12 protein-coding genes are annotated in these 18,630 nt (G+C 30.5%); 7 read left to right on the plus strand and 5 right to left on the minus strand.

What is annotated here, in order from left to right; genetic code table 11:
* Positions 1-35: 35 nt before the first annotated feature.
* The gene (locus CXF68_RS00100; protein WP_101042339.1) at positions 36-923 is read right to left on the minus strand and encodes an ABC transporter ATP-binding protein; all 888 of its coding nucleotides are present in this window, start codon (positions 921-923) and stop codon (positions 36-38) included.
* A gap of 166 nt (positions 924-1,089) precedes the next feature.
* Between CXF68_RS00100 and CXF68_RS00105 the strand changes: the two genes are divergently transcribed.
* A complete protein-coding gene (locus tag CXF68_RS00105) occupies positions 1,090-2,139 on the plus strand; it encodes a hypothetical protein (RefSeq protein WP_101042340.1) in 1,050 nt (349 codons plus the stop codon).
* Between the two features lie 58 nt (positions 2,140-2,197).
* Here the strand turns inward: CXF68_RS00105 and CXF68_RS00110 are convergent, their stop codons facing one another.
* The 3 genes from CXF68_RS00110 to hutH are packed head-to-tail and all read right to left on the minus strand — an operon-like array spanning position 2,198 to position 6,237.
* A complete protein-coding gene (locus CXF68_RS00110) occupies positions 2,198-2,728 on the minus strand; it encodes a DUF4136 domain-containing protein (protein ID WP_101042341.1) in 531 nt (176 codons plus the stop codon).
* Positions 2,729-2,739: 11 nt separating this feature from the next.
* The gene (locus CXF68_RS00115) at positions 2,740-4,734 is read right to left on the minus strand and encodes a urocanate hydratase (protein ID WP_101042342.1); all 1,995 of its coding nucleotides are present in this window, start codon (positions 4,732-4,734) and stop codon (positions 2,740-2,742) included.
* 15 nt (positions 4,735-4,749) lie between these two features.
* Positions 4,750-6,237 carry a histidine ammonia-lyase gene (hutH, locus tag CXF68_RS00120; protein ID WP_101042343.1) on the minus strand — a complete coding sequence of 496 codons (1,488 nt, stop codon included), beginning with the start codon at positions 6,235-6,237 and terminating at the stop codon, positions 4,750-4,752.
* Between the two features lie 79 nt (positions 6,238-6,316).
* Here hutH and CXF68_RS00125 point away from each other — a divergent pair, with 79 nt between their 5' ends.
* The gene (locus tag CXF68_RS00125; protein ID WP_101042344.1) at positions 6,317-7,195 is read left to right on the plus strand and encodes a LysR family transcriptional regulator; all 879 of its coding nucleotides are present in this window, start codon (positions 6,317-6,319) and stop codon (positions 7,193-7,195) included.
* A gap of 62 nt (positions 7,196-7,257) precedes the next feature.
* On the opposite strand, the gene CXF68_RS00130 is transcribed toward CXF68_RS00125, so the two are convergent.
* Positions 7,258-9,459 (minus strand): alkaline phosphatase D family protein, encoded by a 2,202-nt coding sequence (locus tag CXF68_RS00130; protein ID WP_101042345.1) that lies wholly within the window; start codon positions 9,457-9,459, stop codon positions 7,258-7,260.
* Positions 9,460-10,639: 1,180 nt separating this feature from the next.
* Here CXF68_RS00130 and CXF68_RS00140 point away from each other — a divergent pair.
* The 5 genes from CXF68_RS00140 to CXF68_RS00160 all read left to right on the plus strand — a co-directional run bounded on the left by CXF68_RS00140 (position 10,640) and on the right by CXF68_RS00160 (position 18,600).
* Positions 10,640-14,092, plus strand: a complete 3,453-nt coding sequence (locus CXF68_RS00140; RefSeq protein ID WP_101042347.1) for a methylmalonyl-CoA mutase family protein — start codon at positions 10,640-10,642, stop codon at positions 14,090-14,092.
* A 110-nt stretch (positions 14,093-14,202) separates the two neighbouring features.
* Complete coding sequence (locus tag CXF68_RS00145; RefSeq protein ID WP_101042348.1) at positions 14,203-14,838, plus strand: peroxiredoxin-like family protein; 636 nt, start codon at positions 14,203-14,205, stop codon at positions 14,836-14,838.
* A gap of 12 nt (positions 14,839-14,850) precedes the next feature.
* Positions 14,851-15,543 (plus strand): DUF547 domain-containing protein, encoded by a 693-nt coding sequence (locus CXF68_RS00150; RefSeq protein ID WP_101042349.1) that lies wholly within the window; start codon positions 14,851-14,853, stop codon positions 15,541-15,543.
* A 453-nt stretch (positions 15,544-15,996) separates the two neighbouring features.
* A complete protein-coding gene (locus CXF68_RS00155; RefSeq protein ID WP_101042350.1) occupies positions 15,997-16,419 on the plus strand; it encodes a hypothetical protein in 423 nt (140 codons plus the stop codon).
* Positions 16,420-16,692: 273 nt separating this feature from the next.
* Complete coding sequence (locus CXF68_RS00160; protein WP_101042351.1) at positions 16,693-18,600, plus strand: DUF4209 domain-containing protein; 1,908 nt, start codon at positions 16,693-16,695, stop codon at positions 18,598-18,600.
* Positions 18,601-18,630 lie beyond the last annotated feature (30 nt).

Here is an 18,630-nt window from a genome sequence, read left to right on the forward strand (position 1 = left end):
ATTTTTTTGAGTTAAAAAATGATTTCGTTAATTAATTACGCCGTTACTGGCTGATCATCTTTTAAAGCGATAAAATACACATCGTCTAATTGAGGTTCTGTTGACACAAAATCTTCTGCTGGTTTTTCGTTTGAAAAAACACGAACATTTAACGTATTATCTTGATTGTAATTAGAAGAAAGCACATTAAAAGTAGCTTCTATACTTTCTAAATCATCTCTTTTAATAACTTTTACCCAAATTTTCCCTTCAATTTCTTTTGTAGCTTCCATTGGAGTGGTATGTTTTAAAATACGACCTCCGTTTAAAATTGCCATTTCCTTACATAATTCCTTAACATCTTCTACAATATGGGTAGAAAAAATAACCGTACAATTGGTTCCTACTTCACGTAGTACATTTAAAAAACGGTGACGTTCTGCAGGATCTAAACCTGCTGTTGGCTCATCAACAATAATTAATTTAGGATTATTTAAAAGTAATTGAGCAATTCCAAATCGCTGCTTCATTCCTCCTGAATAACCCGCGACATGCTTCTTACGAACTTCATACAAGTTTGTAATTTCTAATACTTTTGTAACTATTTTTTTACGATCAGATTTTGAACTAATTCCTTTTAAAGTTGCGAAATAATCCAATAAATCTTCAGCAGACATCTTTGGGTATACTCCAAAAGACTGTGGTAAATACCCCAATACTTTACGCAAAGACATCTTATCTTCTAAAACATTAATATCTCCAAAAGTTATTGATCCAGAGTCAGGGCTTTGCAATGTTGCAATCGTTCTCATTAAAGACGATTTACCTGCTCCGTTTGGTCCTAATAAACCAAACATACCTGTTCCTATTTCTAAATTTAAACCATCAATAGCTTTTACACCATTTTTATAGGTTTTGGTTAAGCCTTCAATAACTAGTTTCATATTCTTTGGTTTTATTGATTTTTAATAGTTTACATATCAGTAGACTTTAAGATCAAATTGTTACAAAAAAAAACTCTTTTCGGAAAAAACTTTTCTACATACGGAAACAATAAGTACAACTATTTATTTAAAAGTGAAATATTCGCTACAAATAAATTATACTATTATGAAAAAATTATTTCTATTACCAATTGCTTATTGCATGTTAATTATTGGATGTCAAACTACAGATTCTGATGCTTTAGATAACGAAAAAAAAGAAACGCTAACTGTTAAACAGCGTTCGGAAGATATTCCTCTTATAAGAAAAGTTTCAGCTACTTTTAATAAAATTGTTCAAAATGAAGAGGCTTGGAAAAAAATAAAGACTTTTGTTACTGAAGATCATGTTATGTTTAAAAGTAATAATATTTTCGAAGATTATTTTATAATGAATGCTTTTACTATTAAAGATGATGTTTTTATTGGAAAAACCTCTTTTAAAAATACTTTTTCAGAAATTTATAACGCTCTTTATCCTGAAGATAATATTAATTACACTGCTATTTTAAAACAACTTCCAAAACTACATTTTGGTTTTCCTGTATCTGCTTTAAAAAATTATGATATATGGAAAGAAAGTGGTTTCCCTATTTTAGCTAAAAGTTATGATGCGGACAATAATAAACTACAAAAAATAAACAAAGAAGAAGCTATTAAATTAGTTGGAGTCGATAACTTTAATAAACTTCTTAAAAAATATAAGCAAGAATATGAGAACTACTACATTTCAAAATCAGACGTTATTTCAATAATAGCGGCTAGAGAAAATCAAGGTCATATTATGGTTCTTAAAGAAGGTAATTCTACCATTGCTTCCTTTGAAATTAATAATAAAAAACACTATAATCAATTTACAATTAATGAAAATAAAGAAACATATTCTATATCACAAAGTAATATAATGTACCAAACTTATATTGATCTACCTAATGGTTGTAATGGTTACTATAGTTTCATTTGTGGAAGTCCTGAAATGAATACTTACACTGAAAAAATGCAAGCTTTAGCCAATGAAACGTGTAATACTTTTTGGAGATGTATTCCTTGTTGCGATCCTTATTCTGGAAGTATTTCTTACTATACAATGATTTTTGAACCAACATTAATAAAATGCAAAAGAGCGCAAAATTATATACAAGCGCTAAGTATGTACTCATTAGAAATTAACAAATAAATAAAAAAGGGTGCTTGAAATATTTCAAGCACCCTTTTTTACAATTTTAAAAAATTTCTTATTTCTTATCGCTCCCAGGAGGGTATTTTGCTATTATTGCATGTACAAACTCTTTAACACGAGCTTCTTTTTGCTCAACACTAGTTGTTTTTAAAGCTCCTGTTCCAATACCTTGCCAAACTAAATCTTTCTTTTTAGCATCTAACAAATCTATAAACAATGTTCCTTCGGTATGCTGAGATACTCTAATTCGACTCATCCCATAATACTGCGGATAATAAAACCCGCCAAACATATTATCATCTATATTTACTCGCTCTCTTGATTTTGTAAATAAACTTACTAAAATATCTGGAGAAGAAGATTTTGTCATTCCTTTCGCTACTAATTCTGATTCAACAGCACGCATTATACGTTTCTTATCTAAATCAGAAATTGATGCTTTATCAATTCCTTTTTTATAAAACGCAAATGTTTTGTATTGATTAAAATTTACTTTAGTATCATAATCAGTAGCTACTCTTACAGAGTTACATGATGTAATAACTAAAGCTATAATTGGCAATAAAAGTAATTTATTTATTTTCATTTTCTTAGGATTTACATGCTTTCAAATAATGCATCATCCACTAAATTAGGTACTGTTACTTGCAAGTCTTTTTCTGATTTCATTGCTCGTTTTATAGTAAAAACAGCTTCTTCATTTCTTGCCCAACTTCTTCTTGCTATTCCGTTATTAACATCCCAAAAAAGCATTGATTTTAAGCGTCTTGATGCGTCTTTAGAACCATCAAGAAGCATGCCAAAACCACCATTAACAACTTCTCCCCAACCTACTCCACCACCATTGTGAATAGAAACCCAAGTAGCTCCTCTAAAACTATCTCCAATTACATTTTGTATTGCCATATCAGCTGTATACCGAGATCCATCATAAATATTAGAGGTTTCACGGTATGGAGAATCGGTACCAGAAACATCATGATGATCACGACCTAATACTACATTTCCTATTTTACCTTTCTTAATCGCTTTATTAAAAGCCTCTGCTATTTTCGTACGCCCTTCTGCATCTGCATATAAAATACGCGCTTGAGAGCCCACTACCAACTTATTTTCTTGAGCTCCTTTAATCCACTGAATATTATCAGCCATTTGTTGCTGAATTTCTTCTGGTGAATTCTTTTTTATCTTTTCTAAAACTTTACACGCAATTGCGTCCGTTTTGGCTAAATCTTTTGGATCTCCTGAAGCACATACCCAACGAAATGGTCCGAAACCATAATCAAAACACATTGGCCCCATTATATCTTGCACGTAAGATGGATATTTAAACTCTCTTCCAATTGTTGGATTATCTGACATTACATCTGCTCCCGCTCTACTTGCTTCTAGTAAAAAAGCATTTCCGTAATCAAAGAAATAAGTTCCTTTGGCCGTGTGTTTATTAATCGCTTTTGCATGACGGCGTAAGGTTTCTTGTACTTTTTCTTTAAATAATTCAGGCTCATTTGCCATCATTTCATTTGCATCATCAAAAGAAATATCTACAGGATAATATCCTCCTGCCCAAGGATTGTGTAATGATGTTTGATCAGAACCTAAATCAATATGAACATTTGCTTCATCAAATTTTTCCCATACCTCTACAATGTTTCCTAAATAAGCTAGTGATACTGTTTCTTTGTTTTCTTTAGCTTCGTTTACACGTGTTACTAAAGCATCTAAATCTGTAATTTTTTCATCAATCCAACCTTGTTCTAAACGAATTTGTGTAATCTTTGGGTTTACCTCAGCACACACTGTTATACAACCAGCAATATTACCTGCTTTTGGTTGTGCTCCACTCATCCCTCCTAAACCTGCAGTTACAAATAAGTTTCCTTTTGGCTCTTTATTTATTTTACGAAAACCATTTAAAACAGTAATTGTTGTTCCGTGTACAATTCCTTGTGGGCCAATATACATGTAACTACCAGCAGTCATTTGCCCGTATTGAGAAACTCCTAAAGCATTAAATTTTTCTAAATCATCTGGCTTAGAGTAATTAGGAATTACCATTCCGTTAGTAACCACAACTCTTGGTGCATCTTTATGAGAAGGAAACAATCCCATTGGATGACCAGAGTACATTGTTAATGTTTGCTTATCCGTCATTTTAGACAAATACTGCATGGTTAATAAATACTGTGCCCAATTAGAAAAAACAGCTCCATTACCACCATAAGTAATTAATTCATGCGGGTGTTGTGCTACTGCATAATCTAAATTATTCTGAATCATTAACATGATTGATTTTGCTTGCTCACATTTACCTGGATATTCTTTAATACCCCTAGCATGCATTTTATAGGTAGGACGAAAACGGTACATATAAATTCTACCATATTGCTCTAATTCATCAGCAAACTCAGGTAATAAGACTTCGTGATGTTTTTTATCAAAATATCGTAAGGCATTTCTTAACGCTAACTTTTTTTCTTCAGCAGTTAAAATGTCTTTACGTTTTGGCGCTCTGTTTATTGAAGAATCATAAACTGGCATTTCTGGTAACTCGCTTGGAATACCTTGTTTTATTTGTTTTTTAAATGACATCATAATTTCTTTTTTTTAACGAACTGTAAATTCTCTATTCTTAACCATACTTATTAATGCATTTATATCATCTTTAAGTACACGATCTTCTTCTAATTTAGCTACTTTATTTCTAATAATTTTAAAATTCTCTTCTATTATAGGAGAAAATGTATTGGGTCTTCTAAAATCCATCGCTTGTGCAGCATACATAAACTCAATTGCTAATATCTTATCTATATTTCCTAGAATTTGATTGAATTTTCGTCCAGAGATACTCCCCATAGAAACGTGATCTTCTTGCCCTAATGACGTTGGAACACTATCTGCCGATGGCGGAAAACATAATGATTTATTTTCAGTTACCAATGCTGCAGTTGTATATTGAGGAATCATAAATCCAGAATTTAAACCACCCGCTTCTGTTAACAATCTTGGTAAACCGTGCTTTCCTTCTAATAATAAGTAACAACGTCTATCAGCAATATTCCCTAATTCAGAAGCTGCTATTGATGTGTAATCTAATGCCATTGCTAAAGGTTGACCATGAAAATTACCTCCTGAAATTGCTTCTGTTTCACTTAACACAATAGGGTTATCGGTCACGGAGTTCATTTCTATTTCTGCTAATTCTTCTAAATGCGCATACGCATTTCTAGATGCTCCGTGCACTTGAGGCATACAACGTATTGAATAAGGATCTTGTACTCTCGGAAAACTATCATCAGCTGCGTTTTCAGAATCTTTTAACAACATACGCATACGTTCTGCTACTTTTAAATTCCCTTTAAACGGGCGAATCTTATGCAATTCTTCTTTAAACGGAGACACATTCCCTGAATACCCTTCTAATGTCATAGCTCCAGTAACATCTGCTAAATCTAATACATACTCCATTTTATTCAACCCTAAAATAGCATGTGCTAAAATAAACTGCGTTCCGTTTATTAAACCTAAACCTTCTTTAGCCATTAATGTTAATGGCGCTAAATTATATTTTTTTAATACTTCCTTTGCAGAAACTATTTCTCCTTCTTGCCAAAATTCTCCTTCTCCTAATAACGGTAAAAAAAGATGAGATAATGGAGCTAAATCTCCTGAAGCACCTACTGAACCTTGCTCTGGAACTACCGGTAATAAATCATTTTCAATAAAATAAATAATACGCTCAATTAACTCTATACGTACTCCTGAAAAACCTTGACAAAGTGCCTGCACCTTACAAATCATCATTATTTTAGATAATTTTTTATCAATAGGGTTCCCAACACCAACAGCATGCGTAATTAATAAATTCTCTTGTAATTTACTTGTTTCCGCAGGTGAAATTTGCACATCACATAAAGGACCAAAACCAGTATTTATACCGTAAGTAGCAACGTCTGAATTTGCCATCACCTCTACCTTTCTCCTACACTCATTTACTTTAGTTTCTGCATCACTAGTAATTACAGCTTTTAAAGTTCCTTCTGCAATTGCAATTACTTTATTTACAGTTAATTTATCTATTCCGTATTTAAACATCTGCTTTTGTTTTATTTTTAACAAAGTTATTTTTATTTTTGATAACCAACAAGACTTATAAAGTCATCAACTGATAACTATGAGTAATCAAATAGAACTTCGTCATTTACGTTATTTTTTAGCCGTTGCTGAAGATTTACATTTTAGAAAAGCTGCTGAACGTCTTTATATTTCTCAACCTGGATTGAGTAGACAAATTAAACAAATGGAAGATGACTTAGATATTAAGCTATTTATTCGCAATAATAGAAAAGTCGAATTAACAGAAGTTGGTAAATACTTAAAAAAAGAACTTACGCAGAATTTAAAAAACTTAGCGCACGTTTTTAACTACGCCAGATTATTACAAGATGGAAAAGATGGACATTTAAATTTTGGTTATGTAGGTTCTGCAATGCAAGAAATTATTCCTAACCTATTAATTGAATTTAAAAAAGAACACCCTAATGTTCAATTTGGTTTAAAAGAACTAGATAACGAAAAACAAATTGATAGCTTATTGTCTCAAGATATTGATATAGGTTTTGTAAGATTAGACCGCGTACCAAGAGGACTTTCAATTAAACCAATTTTAAAAGAATCATTTTGCTTAGTATTACCTAAAAATCATTTAGTAAATAAAGATAATTTTAAAGGTTTACATCAATTAAAAGATGAATCTTTCATTCTATTCGATCCCTCATATAGCCCTTCTTATTACGAAAAAGTAATGCAGATTTTTGATGATAGTAAATTTGTTCCTATAGTATCTCACAATACAATTCACGCTGCATCAATTTATAAACTGGTCGAAAATAATTTTGGCTTATCAATTGTTCCTAAGTCGCTACAGTACGGCTATGATATGGATGTTAAGTTTATTGAACTCTCTAACATTTCTCAACGTACCACTTTATCTATAGTTTGGGATAAAAATAATAGAAATCCTATTGTTGACTCCCTCCTAAAGATAATTTAAATAAAAAAGGTTGTCTAAATATTTTAGACAACCTTTTAAGTTTTGCAACGAAAACTATATCACTATTTAATTCTAATTTTTTTGGTATAATTCACGTCTCCTGAATTCATCTTTACGACATAAGTTCCTTTTGCTAATTTATTTACATTAAAACCAATGTTGTAAATTCCTTTAGCATGTTTTTTATTTGAAATTAAAGTATTTATTTTCACACCTGTAAGATTGTATATCTCTACAGTAATACTACATTCTTTTTGAACAAAATAGTGAACATTACCTTTTTCAGACATTGGATTAGGATATATTCCTAACACAACAAATGTTTCTTTAATATCTTTATTTTCTTCTACTTTTTTATAATTAACATAGCCTCCATAATTTTTATCAGCAGATTTTTTTGATACGCTATTTGTTGATTTCACACCGCATACTCCTTTACTTACGTAATAACTTTTGTAATGATATTGTCCTGTATTTGGTTTTGTAATATCTTTCATAAAATACCAATCTGCTTGTACTCTATCTTCTTTTACATCTAAAATATAATAACCATGCTTTGTTAAATTAACTTCTTTCATATGTTTATTTAACTTTTTTGTATACCATTCTGCAATGTTTGCAGCAACACCTCCTACAGCATCTAAATTTTGTGAAGTTACACTTGGTACAACAAATTCTGCAGCTAAACATTTATCATTGTACATGGTATTGCCAACATAAGTACTGTGAATATCTCCTGTTAGCACTACAATATTATCAATGCTATTATCACTTATATATTTATAAATCTTAGCTCTCTCTTCTGTAAATCCATCCCAAGCATCTTTTGTTGGCACTCCCTTATAATACATCATCATTACTTGATTCCCTATAATTCGCCATGTAGCACTTGAACTCGATAATTTATTTAACAACCAATCAAATTGTGGTTTTCCTAATATTGATTTATACGATGCGCTTCGTCCTGCCATATTTTCTATTGACACTTTTTTTAAATCCCCTTTTTTAAGTGATTTTTCAAGTAATGAAACTAATTTATCTTCATTAAACCTTGAATCTGCCCTTCTTTTCCCAACAGTTTTATAACTATATACCAAACTTGTTATTCCATCTAATACAAATTCTTTTTCTGATTTTGTTAGCTTTGATGTTTCAATAAAATATGGCATAATTTCTTCTAAAGCTATTTTAATCTCTTCTGGAGTTTCAACAGCTTTTGTTTTAATCATCCTTTCTACCTTACTTTTTAGCTTTTCTTCTGTAGTATGTTTTTTCTTTTCTTTTACAACGACTCCTTTATTAGCTAATGTTTCCCCTCTTCCTTCTATTCGAGTATCTAACATTAACAAATCTGCTAGATCGCCATAAGAAAAACTTCTGTATAATCGATATTCTTGTATTGAATTCGCTCTAACTGGTAGCCATTCAAAATATGCTTTATAAGCATTCCCCTTCCTTGTTTCCCAACTTCCTTCCTTTGATTCTGTATGATTTTCAGCTCCAAATTTGTCTGCATCATTCGCAAACTCATGATCATCCCAAATAAGAATAAAAGGATGTTGCTGATGTAGCTCTCTCAACATTGGGTCTAAACGATAATATGAATAGCGAATTCTATAATCATTTAAAGTTACAATCTCGTTTTTAGGCAAATGCCCTCTACCTATAGATTTTTTATACCCATAACCTCCACTTTCATATTCATAAATGTAATCTCCTAAGTGTATTACCGCATCAATATCTTTTCTTTTTGCTAACTCTTTATAAGCATTAAAATATCCATTTTGATAATTTGAACATGAAACTACACCAAAGCGTACGTTACTTACATTGCCTGTTGGTGAGGTTCTTGTTTTTCCTATTACCGACTTTTTCCCTAGTGCTTCAAATTGATAATAGTATGATGTATTCGGTTGTAAATCTCTAACATCTACTTTAATTGTATAATCTACCCTATCGTTTGTGATTACACTTCCTTGTTTTACAATACTTGTAAAATTAACATCTGTTGCCATTTTCCAACTAACATTCGCTGTTGCATTGTTTGTTGTTATACGTGTCCATATAACCACAGCATCTTTTAAAGGGTCTCCTGAAGCTACTCCATGATAAAACGGTGCTAAAGAAGTATCAAAATAATCTTCTACAGTTCCATTTTTCGATGATCTCGCAATTTTAGTTACAATACCTTCTTCTTGGGCATTAATCGTTGTAATAGCTAGTAATAAAACTGCTATTATAATGTAATTTAATCTTTTATACATTTGAGTTAGTTTTTAATAAGTTGTTTGGTAATAAGCTTTGTTAGTATTTTTTTACTTTAATAAAGTACTTTCCGCTAGAATAATTTTCAGTATTAATCTTAATGTTTTGACTTTTTATAGCACAATCATCTTTATATATCAAATTCACTAAAGCTGGGTATATCACTATTTCAATATTCTTAACTTCTTTAGAGTCTTTAGAGTCTTTAGTCACAAAAAGTAAGCAGTATTAGTAATTAAGTTCTATCGCTTTACAAAATTGTTATTCATTGATTTAAAATTCACCGGATTAGTGATTTATTTTTATAAAGGATAATTACACCAATCTTTTACCAAAAATTTTTAGCTTCATAATACACCTTAGGATTATCTCCTGAAGTTTGATTCCAACCAATTATAATAGTAGTTAAAGGATTCTCGGTTAAAATTAATCGGTATTCTATCATTGTCTGCCAATGGGTTGAATACAATACTTAAACAAAATGTAGTTAATGGTTTTTGAAGGGACATATTTTAAAATTTTAAACGAAACTAAACTATTTTTTAAGCTAATATTATGCACGCATAATAATTTAACCCAAAGTTAAATTTCATAACCTTACAATAACTTTTTCTTAAAAAAACACTAACTAATATTTAACACTTACAAACGTTACATATAATAATTTAGCTAGTTCATTATCAATACTTTTATTTAACTATTTATCGATTCCTTATGGACTATTTCATATACTTGTATATTCAATGTTGAGTCATTTCACAAAAAAAACGAGTATCTTTGCCCTGTGATTTTCGTCTCTAAACATATAGTTCCCAAAGGTTTTGTTGGTATTACCCTATTTCCCTTTATCTTTTTAAAACGAAAAGATTTAAAGCATAATTATGAACTTGTAAATCATGAAAAAATTCATTTACAACAACAAAAAGAACTCCTTATTGTTTTCTTTTATCTTTTTTATTTTTTTGAATGGGCTGTTAAATTTTTAAAATACCGAAATAGTTTTAAAGCATATAAAAATTTAAGTTTTGAACGAGAAGCCTATCTAAATGAAGAAAATTTGTATTATTTAGAAAAAAGAAAAACTTGGACTTTCCTTAACTATTTATAATTAATGAAAGAATTCAAATTTCTTTTAAGAAATTCGTAAATTGCACCATCAATTTTCTATAAAATTTACGAATGGAACAAATAGCACCCTATAAACCTATACATAAAGTACGAATTGTAACTGCTGCTGCATTATTTGATGGGCACGATGCTGCCATAAATATTATGCGTAGAATTATTCAGTCTACCGGAGTTGAAGTAATTCATCTAGGACACGATAGAAGCGTAGAAGAAGTAGTAAACTGCGCCATACAAGAAGATGCAAATGCGATTGCTATTACGTCTTACCAAGGAGGGCATAATGAGTATTTTAAATACATGTATGATTTATTAAAAGAAAAAGGTGCCAGTCATATCAAAGTTTTTGGTGGTGGTGGTGGTGTAATTCTTCCTGATGAGATTAAAGAACTCATGGATTATGGAATTACTCGTATCTACTCTCCAGATGATGGTCGTGAATTAGGATTACAAGGAATGATTAACGATTTAGTTAAAACTTCTGATTTTGCAGTTGGAGACGTTTTAAACGGAGAAATTAATAATTTAGAGAACAAAGAAATTGGAAGCATTGCTCGTATTATTTCTTCTGCAGAAAACTTTCCTGAAGTAGCAAAAGAAACCTTAAATGCAATTCACGAAAAAAATAAAAATTCTAAAACACCTGTTTTAGGAATTACAGGAACTGGTGGTTCTGGAAAATCAAGTTTAGTAGACGAACTAGTACGTCGTTTCTTAGTAGATTTCCCTGAAAAAACTATTGGATTAATTTCTGTTGACCCATCTAAACGTAAAACAGGAGGCGCTTTATTAGGTGACCGTATTCGTATGAATGCTATTAATAACGAACGTGTTTATATGCGTTCTTTAGCAACACGACAATCTAACTTAGCGTTATCAAAATATGTAAACGAAGCAATTGAGGTTTTAAAAGCCGCTGAGTTTGATTTAATTATTCTAGAAACTTCTGGTATTGGGCAATCTGATACTGAGATTATAGAACATTCGGATACCTCGTTATATGTAATGACACCTGAATTTGGTGCTGCGACTCAACTAGAGAAAATCGACATGCTTGATTTTGCTGATTTAGTAGCTCTTAATAAATTTGACAAACGTGGTGCTTTAGATGCGATTCGTGATGTAAAAAAACAATACATGCGTAACAACAACCTATGGGATGTTCATATGGATGATATGCCTGTTTTTGGAACCATTGCTTCTCAATTTAATGACCCAGGAATGAATACGTTGTACAAACGTATTATGGATAAGTTGGTTGAAAAAACTGGAGTTGATTTAAATTCTAAGATGGAAATTACCAAAGAAATGTCTGAAAAGATATTTGTAATTCCACCAAGAAGAGTTCGTTATTTATCTGAAATATCAGAAAGTAACAGAGCGTATGATAAAAAAGTTGATGACCAAGTTATCGTTGCTCAAAAACTATACGGTATTCATCAAACAATTCTTTCTATTGTGAATGTTACGTCGAGCGCAGTCGAGACGTCTTTCCTTTCGAAAAATGGAATTGATCAGGATGAAATCCTGTCTCTCGACTCCGCTCGAGACGACAAAGAGTTTTTAAAGTTATTAATTGCTCAATTCGACAAGATAAAACTAAATCTTGACCCACATAATTGGGAAGTTATTTTAAATTGGGCTACTAAAGTTAAGAAATACAAAGACCCTGTTTATAGTTTTAAAGTAAGAGATAAAGTTATAAATATAGATACACACAGTGAATCTTTATCGCATACACAAATTCCGAAAGTAGCCTTACCCAAATACAAAGCTTGGGGAGATTTATTACGTTGGAATTTACAAGAAAATGTTCCTGGTGAATTTCCGTATACCGCAGGATTATATCCGTTTAAAAGAACTGGTGAAGACCCAACAAGAATGTTTGCTGGTGAAGGTGGACCAGAACGTACCAACAGACGTTTTCACTATGTAAGTTTAGGGATGCCTGCAAAACGTTTATCTACAGCTTTTGATAGTGTAACGCTGTATGGTAATGACCCTGGTGAAAGACCTGATATTTACGGAAAAATCGGTAATGCGGGAGTTTCTATTTGTTGTTTAGATGATGCTAAGAAATTATTTTCTGGTTTCGAATTAACACATGCTTTAACCTCTGTAAGTTTAACAATTAATGGCCCTGCGCCAATGTTGTTAGGTTTTTTCATGAATGCGGCTATCGATCAGAATTGTGAGAAGTACATCAAAGAAAATAACTTAGAAGAATTAGTTGAAGCTAAATTTAAGGAAATCTATGATTCAAAAAATTTAGAAAGACCTGTTTACCAAGGAGATTTACCTCAAGGAAATGATGGTTTAGGATTACTATTGCTAGGGTTAACTGGTGATATGATTTTACCTGCAGATGTATATGCAGAAATCAAAAAAACAACACTAGCTCAAGTTCGTGGTACGGTACAAGCTGATATTTTAAAAGAAGATCAAGCACAAAATACATGTATTTTTTCTACGGAATTTGCATTGCGCTTAATGGGTGATGTACAAGAATACTTTATTAAAGAACAAGTACGTAATTTCTATTCTGTTTCAATTTCTGGGTACCATATTGCCGAAGCTGGTGCCAACCCAATTACACAATTGGCTTTAACATTATCTAACGGATTTACCTATGTTGAATACTACTTATCTCGTGGTATGGACATTAATAAATTCGGACCAAACTTATCATTCTTTTTCTCTAACGGAATTGACCCTGAATATTCAGTAATTGGTCGTGTAGCTCGTAAAATATGGGCAAAAGCAATGAAAAATAAATATGGCGCAAATCCAAGAGCGCAAATGTTAAAATATCACATTCAAACTTCTGGTCGTTCTTTACACGCTCAGGAAATTGATTTTAACGATATTCGTACAACACTTCAAGCTTTATACGCTATTAATGATAACTGTAACTCACTACATACAAATGCGTATGACGAGGCTATTACAACACCTACTGAAGAGTCGGTACGTAGAGCAATGGCAATTCAGTTAATTATCAATAAAGAATTAGGTTTAACTAAAAATGAAAACCCTATTCAAGGAGCTTTTATTATTGAAGAGTTAACCGATTTAGTAGAAGAAGCTGTTTTATTAGAGTTTGATAGAATTACGGAACGTGGTGGTGTTTTAGGAGCCATGGAAACCATGTATCAGCGTTCTAAAATACAAGAAGAAAGTTTGTATTATGAGACTTTAAAGCATACTGGAGAATTCCCTATTATCGGTGTTAATACTTTTTTAAGTTCAAAAGGATCTCCAACAGTAGTTCCTGCCGAAGTTATTCGTGCTACGGAAGAAGAAAAGAGATATCAAATAAAAACAAAAGAGTTATTAAACAAAGCCAATGACGGTAAAGTTCAAGAACAATTAGCTATTCTTCAAAAAGCAGCTGTTCAGAATGAAAACTTATTTGACAAATTAATGGAAGCTACAAAATTCTGTTCTTTAGGTCAAATTACCGAAGCTTTATTTAAAGTTGGTGGACAATACAGAAGAAATATGTAAGCAAACAAAGTTTACATACAGTTATAAAGCCTCACATTTATTTGTGAGGTTTTTTGTTTTTAAGATGTAATGTTAATCCTAAAAAAGAGACTACATTTTAAAATGTAATTATGACACTTACACAACAATTAAAAGAATTAGCCGACAATAGTGAAAAAAGGCATCCTGGTGAACCTCAAAACATCATGAAAGCTGCTATTACCGAACTAGAAAAAACAACTATATTAGCCAAGGTTACAAAAACTGGTGATACATTTCCTGACTTTTCTTTACCTAATGCAACTGGTGAATTAACCGCTCTTGATACGCTTCTTAAAAAAGGAAAAATAGTACTTACTTTTTACAGAGGTGGTTGGTGCCCGTATTGTAATTTAGCTTTAAAAGCATTGCAAAACGCACTTCCTGAAATTAATGACAAAGGAGCTACGCTTATTGCAATTACCCCAGAAACGCCTGACAACTCTCTTAATTCAAAAGAAAAAAACAATTTAGAGTTTGAAATATTAACAGATAGCAATAATGATTTAGCAAGGTCTTTAGGCTTGTTATATAAATTACCAGAAAACTTAACAACTCTTTATAATAGTTTTGGAATTAACCTTCTTAAAAGTCAAGGGAACAATGAGAATGAATTACCTATTGCTGCAACTTATATTATTGATACAGATAAAAAAATAACGTACGATTATATTGTTGAAGATTATAAACTAAGAGCCGATCCTTTAGCTATTATCGCTGCTCTTTAAAATACCTTAATAATGCCTAAACACTTAAATAAACTTTCTGAGCAACTTTTACTTCATGTAAAACTAGATAAAAACGTCTCAGAAATTCGTTTAGAGTTAGAGTGTTTCGATTTTAAAAAATTAAACAATACGCTTATTAATGACACTCAAAAAAAAGCATTTTGGATTAATATCTACAATGCTTTTTATCAAATATTAAGAGAAAAAGAGAAAATTGACAAACAAATCATCTACAAGAAAAAACTATTCACAATTGCTGGTACAATATTTAGTTTAGATGATGTAGAACACGGAATATTAAGAAGGTATCGCTATAAATATTCATTGGGTTTTATTGCTAATTTATTTCCTCCTAAAATAATTAAAAAACTTGCTGTTTCTAAAATTGATTATCGTATTCACTTTGCTTTAAATTGTGGCGCAAAAAGTTGTCCGCCAATTGCCTTTTATACTCCTTTAAATATCGAAGAAGAATTAAACTTAGCTACTCAATCTTTTTTAGAAAGTGAGACAGATTTTCATCCTGATAAAAAAGAAATACATACAACTGTTCTTTTTAAATGGTTTTTAGCAGATTTCGGAGGCATAAAAGGAATTAAAAGTATATTTAAAACGCAACTAGGTAAAGATATTTCTGATTATAAAATAAAGTACAAAGAATATTCTTGGGAAGAAGATTTAGCCAACTTTAGAGCTGAAGTTTAAATACCACAGCTACCAAGTTCTCCTTTTCTAAGCCAAATTACCGAAGCTTTATTTAAAATTGGTAAGCAATATAGAAGGCAATGCCTTCAGATAAACACTTAACTCCTCACATCTATTTGTGAGGTTTTTTGTTTACTAAATTTTCTACTTATAGAATACTTGTAACTTTAAATATTTAACAAAAAACTATTCAATTTTAACGTGAATTCAACATAAGGAAAAGGTGTCAGTTCGAGTGAAATTCTGGAAGAATTTAGTATAGAGAACAACCTTTTTCGTTTTTAAATTATACTTCTCGATACTATTTTCCATCAAAAATCACTCGAAGTGACAATTTAAAAATCAAAAATTTTCATATCGAAATCACATAATTTTAAGGAATAATGATAAATGTCATTTTTCTAAAAAATTAGTAGTCGTAAATTAGTATAAACAAAAATCAAAAGATCAATTATGAAATTAAGTACAACAGAAGGACAGTTAAAAATTGTAATGGATAAACCTGCTTTTAACAAATTTTCTTTAAAAGAAGCTGGTTTAAAAGAAAGTTCGTACACTGTTGAAGGTGGTAATTTACGTTTAAAAATAGAGTTAGGGTATATACAAGATTATCGTTTTTATAAAATGCCAATAATCGAATTAGAGTACGAAAAGAACATCAAAGAAAGTGGATGGATTATTGAATTTAATGGTGAGAATATTTTAGAAGCCAAAGATCATTCTGGTTCTAAAACTGTTTTATTATTAAACCGTAACAAAATGAGTAAATTAATTAATCGTCACGAAAATAATTTAATTATTCATGGTGATTTTTCTGAAGAAGTTAATATTAAAAATTCGAGTAGTTTTAACTTCTTAGAAGAACAAGGACACTAATTTAATTAGTGACATCTAATAAATCATACAGGTTTTAAAATTCTCAGGTAGCATTTACCTGAGAATTTTTGGTTGTAAGCACAATCATTCACACACATGTTTCAACAAAAAAACTATCTAACATAAAAACTCATTTGATAGCTTCTAAAAAAGTGCTACATTTATTACTTAAAAATTATGAAGAATAAAAAGCCTTTTTTAATTCAAAAACTCTGCATAGCCTTCTAATATATCAGAATAATAGGGTATGCTGACAACAGTCCATAATTAAAGATGAACGAACTAGAACAATTTTATGAAAAGCTAAATGAAAGCGGTTATGACTGTCGTTCAAACCATACTATAAACTCTGAATTACAAGAAATATCTCAAATTCTTAATGAAAAAGGAGACTTTTCTACTCTAGAAATATCAGAACTTGAAAGACAAGCTTTTTCCATTTCAAAATCATTTGGTAAAAAACAAAATGACTATGATGGAACAATTGATGGACTTGGTTGGAAAACAGCTGGAACACAAACTTTCGAAGATGGAACAACTGGACCTTTTTATTGGCCAGATGTAAGAGATTTACAAGAAAAAGATTTTCAATATTTCGAAGATAGATATAAGAATTGTAGTAACCTCTATGCAAAAACTGAATTTGGTCTTTTAGTTTATTTTGGTAGTAAAACAGTCTATTCCAAACATACTGATTTTAAAAAACAGCTCTTTAATAAATTGTATTCCTTAAGTCAACAATATTTAGAAAATGCTATAAACCCTAGTGATAAAAAACGCTACAATTTAGATTATATTACAACTCTTAATAATGCATTTCTTATTGCTCATAAATCCAAACTGAAAGAAGAACTTAACCTAATAATAGAATCAATATACAAAACGCACAATACTTGGGATATAACTCGAGGTGGTTCACTTCGTATTTTACTTGATTTATCTGGTTTAACTTCTGAATACTATAAAATATTCAAGACTAAAGTTGATTATGATAAGATAATCTCTAAAAATATATTAGGGGCTAAAGAACAAGAAAAAACTCATATTTGGGGAGCTATATACATAACAGACTTAACTATTGACATTGGAGAAAAAACCAATAAGAACATTAATTATTTATTAGAATACAAAGCTGAATTATATATAAAACTTTCTGATAATGCAGAAAAGGGAAACAATATGGCTGCGGTAACGTTTACAGAAAACGCATTAAGAATTTACCAGCAATTAAAAAACAAAAGCAAAATATCTGAAATTGAAAAAAAATATTCAGAACAAAGAGGGAAATTTAAACTAGCAACAATTCGGCAAGATTTCCCTAAAGAATATAATGAAAATATAACTTCGTATATAAACGAGGTTGTAAGTTCAAGTAGTGAAAATCAAATTATATATTACCTAATAAGCACACCTTGGTTTAATAAAATTGAATCTATTCAATCTATAGCAAAAGAGTCTAAAAAGGAAAATGTTTTTATACCAATATTAGGTTCTTCAATTTTAGATAAATTCGGTAATACTATTGAAACTTTTCACACAGAAGAAGAAAAAAATTTATTTAATTTTTGGCGATCTTATGGTTTCAATTTTCAAGTTGGTAAACAAAATATGCATCAATTTTTTGTAGTAGCATATACATCGGGAAAAATTAGTTTTAAATCTATTATAAGTTATTTAGAAAATACTTGGTTGAATGAACCAATTATTAGAAAATATAATGGAGAAGATGTTGAGATTATTCCAATTGACTTAATTAAACCTAGTATAAAAAGAATTTTTGAAGAATTGGATAATTATTCAACCAATAATGAATATGAGGTAGATTGTGTAACTATAACTGACAGTTTAGTTTTAAAAATAGAAACTTTAATCAGAAACTTTTGTGAAAAAATTGGAATTGCTACATTTAAGACAAGGCAAAAAGGTAAAGACAAATTAGTAATGGAAAAATTACTAGATGATATGCTCGCTGATATTAAACATTCTGTCATAAATCAAACTGGATTTGACGAAGAAGATAGAATTTTTATAAAGTATGTTTTATCCGAAAAAGCCGGATTGAATTTAAGGAATACTGTTGCACACGGTTTATTGGATATTTACGAATATACATTTTCAAATATCATTGTCACGTTATCGATAATTTTAAAAATCAGTAAATATTCATTCACAGAAAAATAACGAATTGAAAAACACTACCACCAACACCGT

This window comes from Tenacibaculum sp. Bg11-29 (assembly GCF_002836595.1).
Taxonomy (GTDB): Bacteria; Bacteroidota; Bacteroidia; order Flavobacteriales; family Flavobacteriaceae; genus Polaribacter.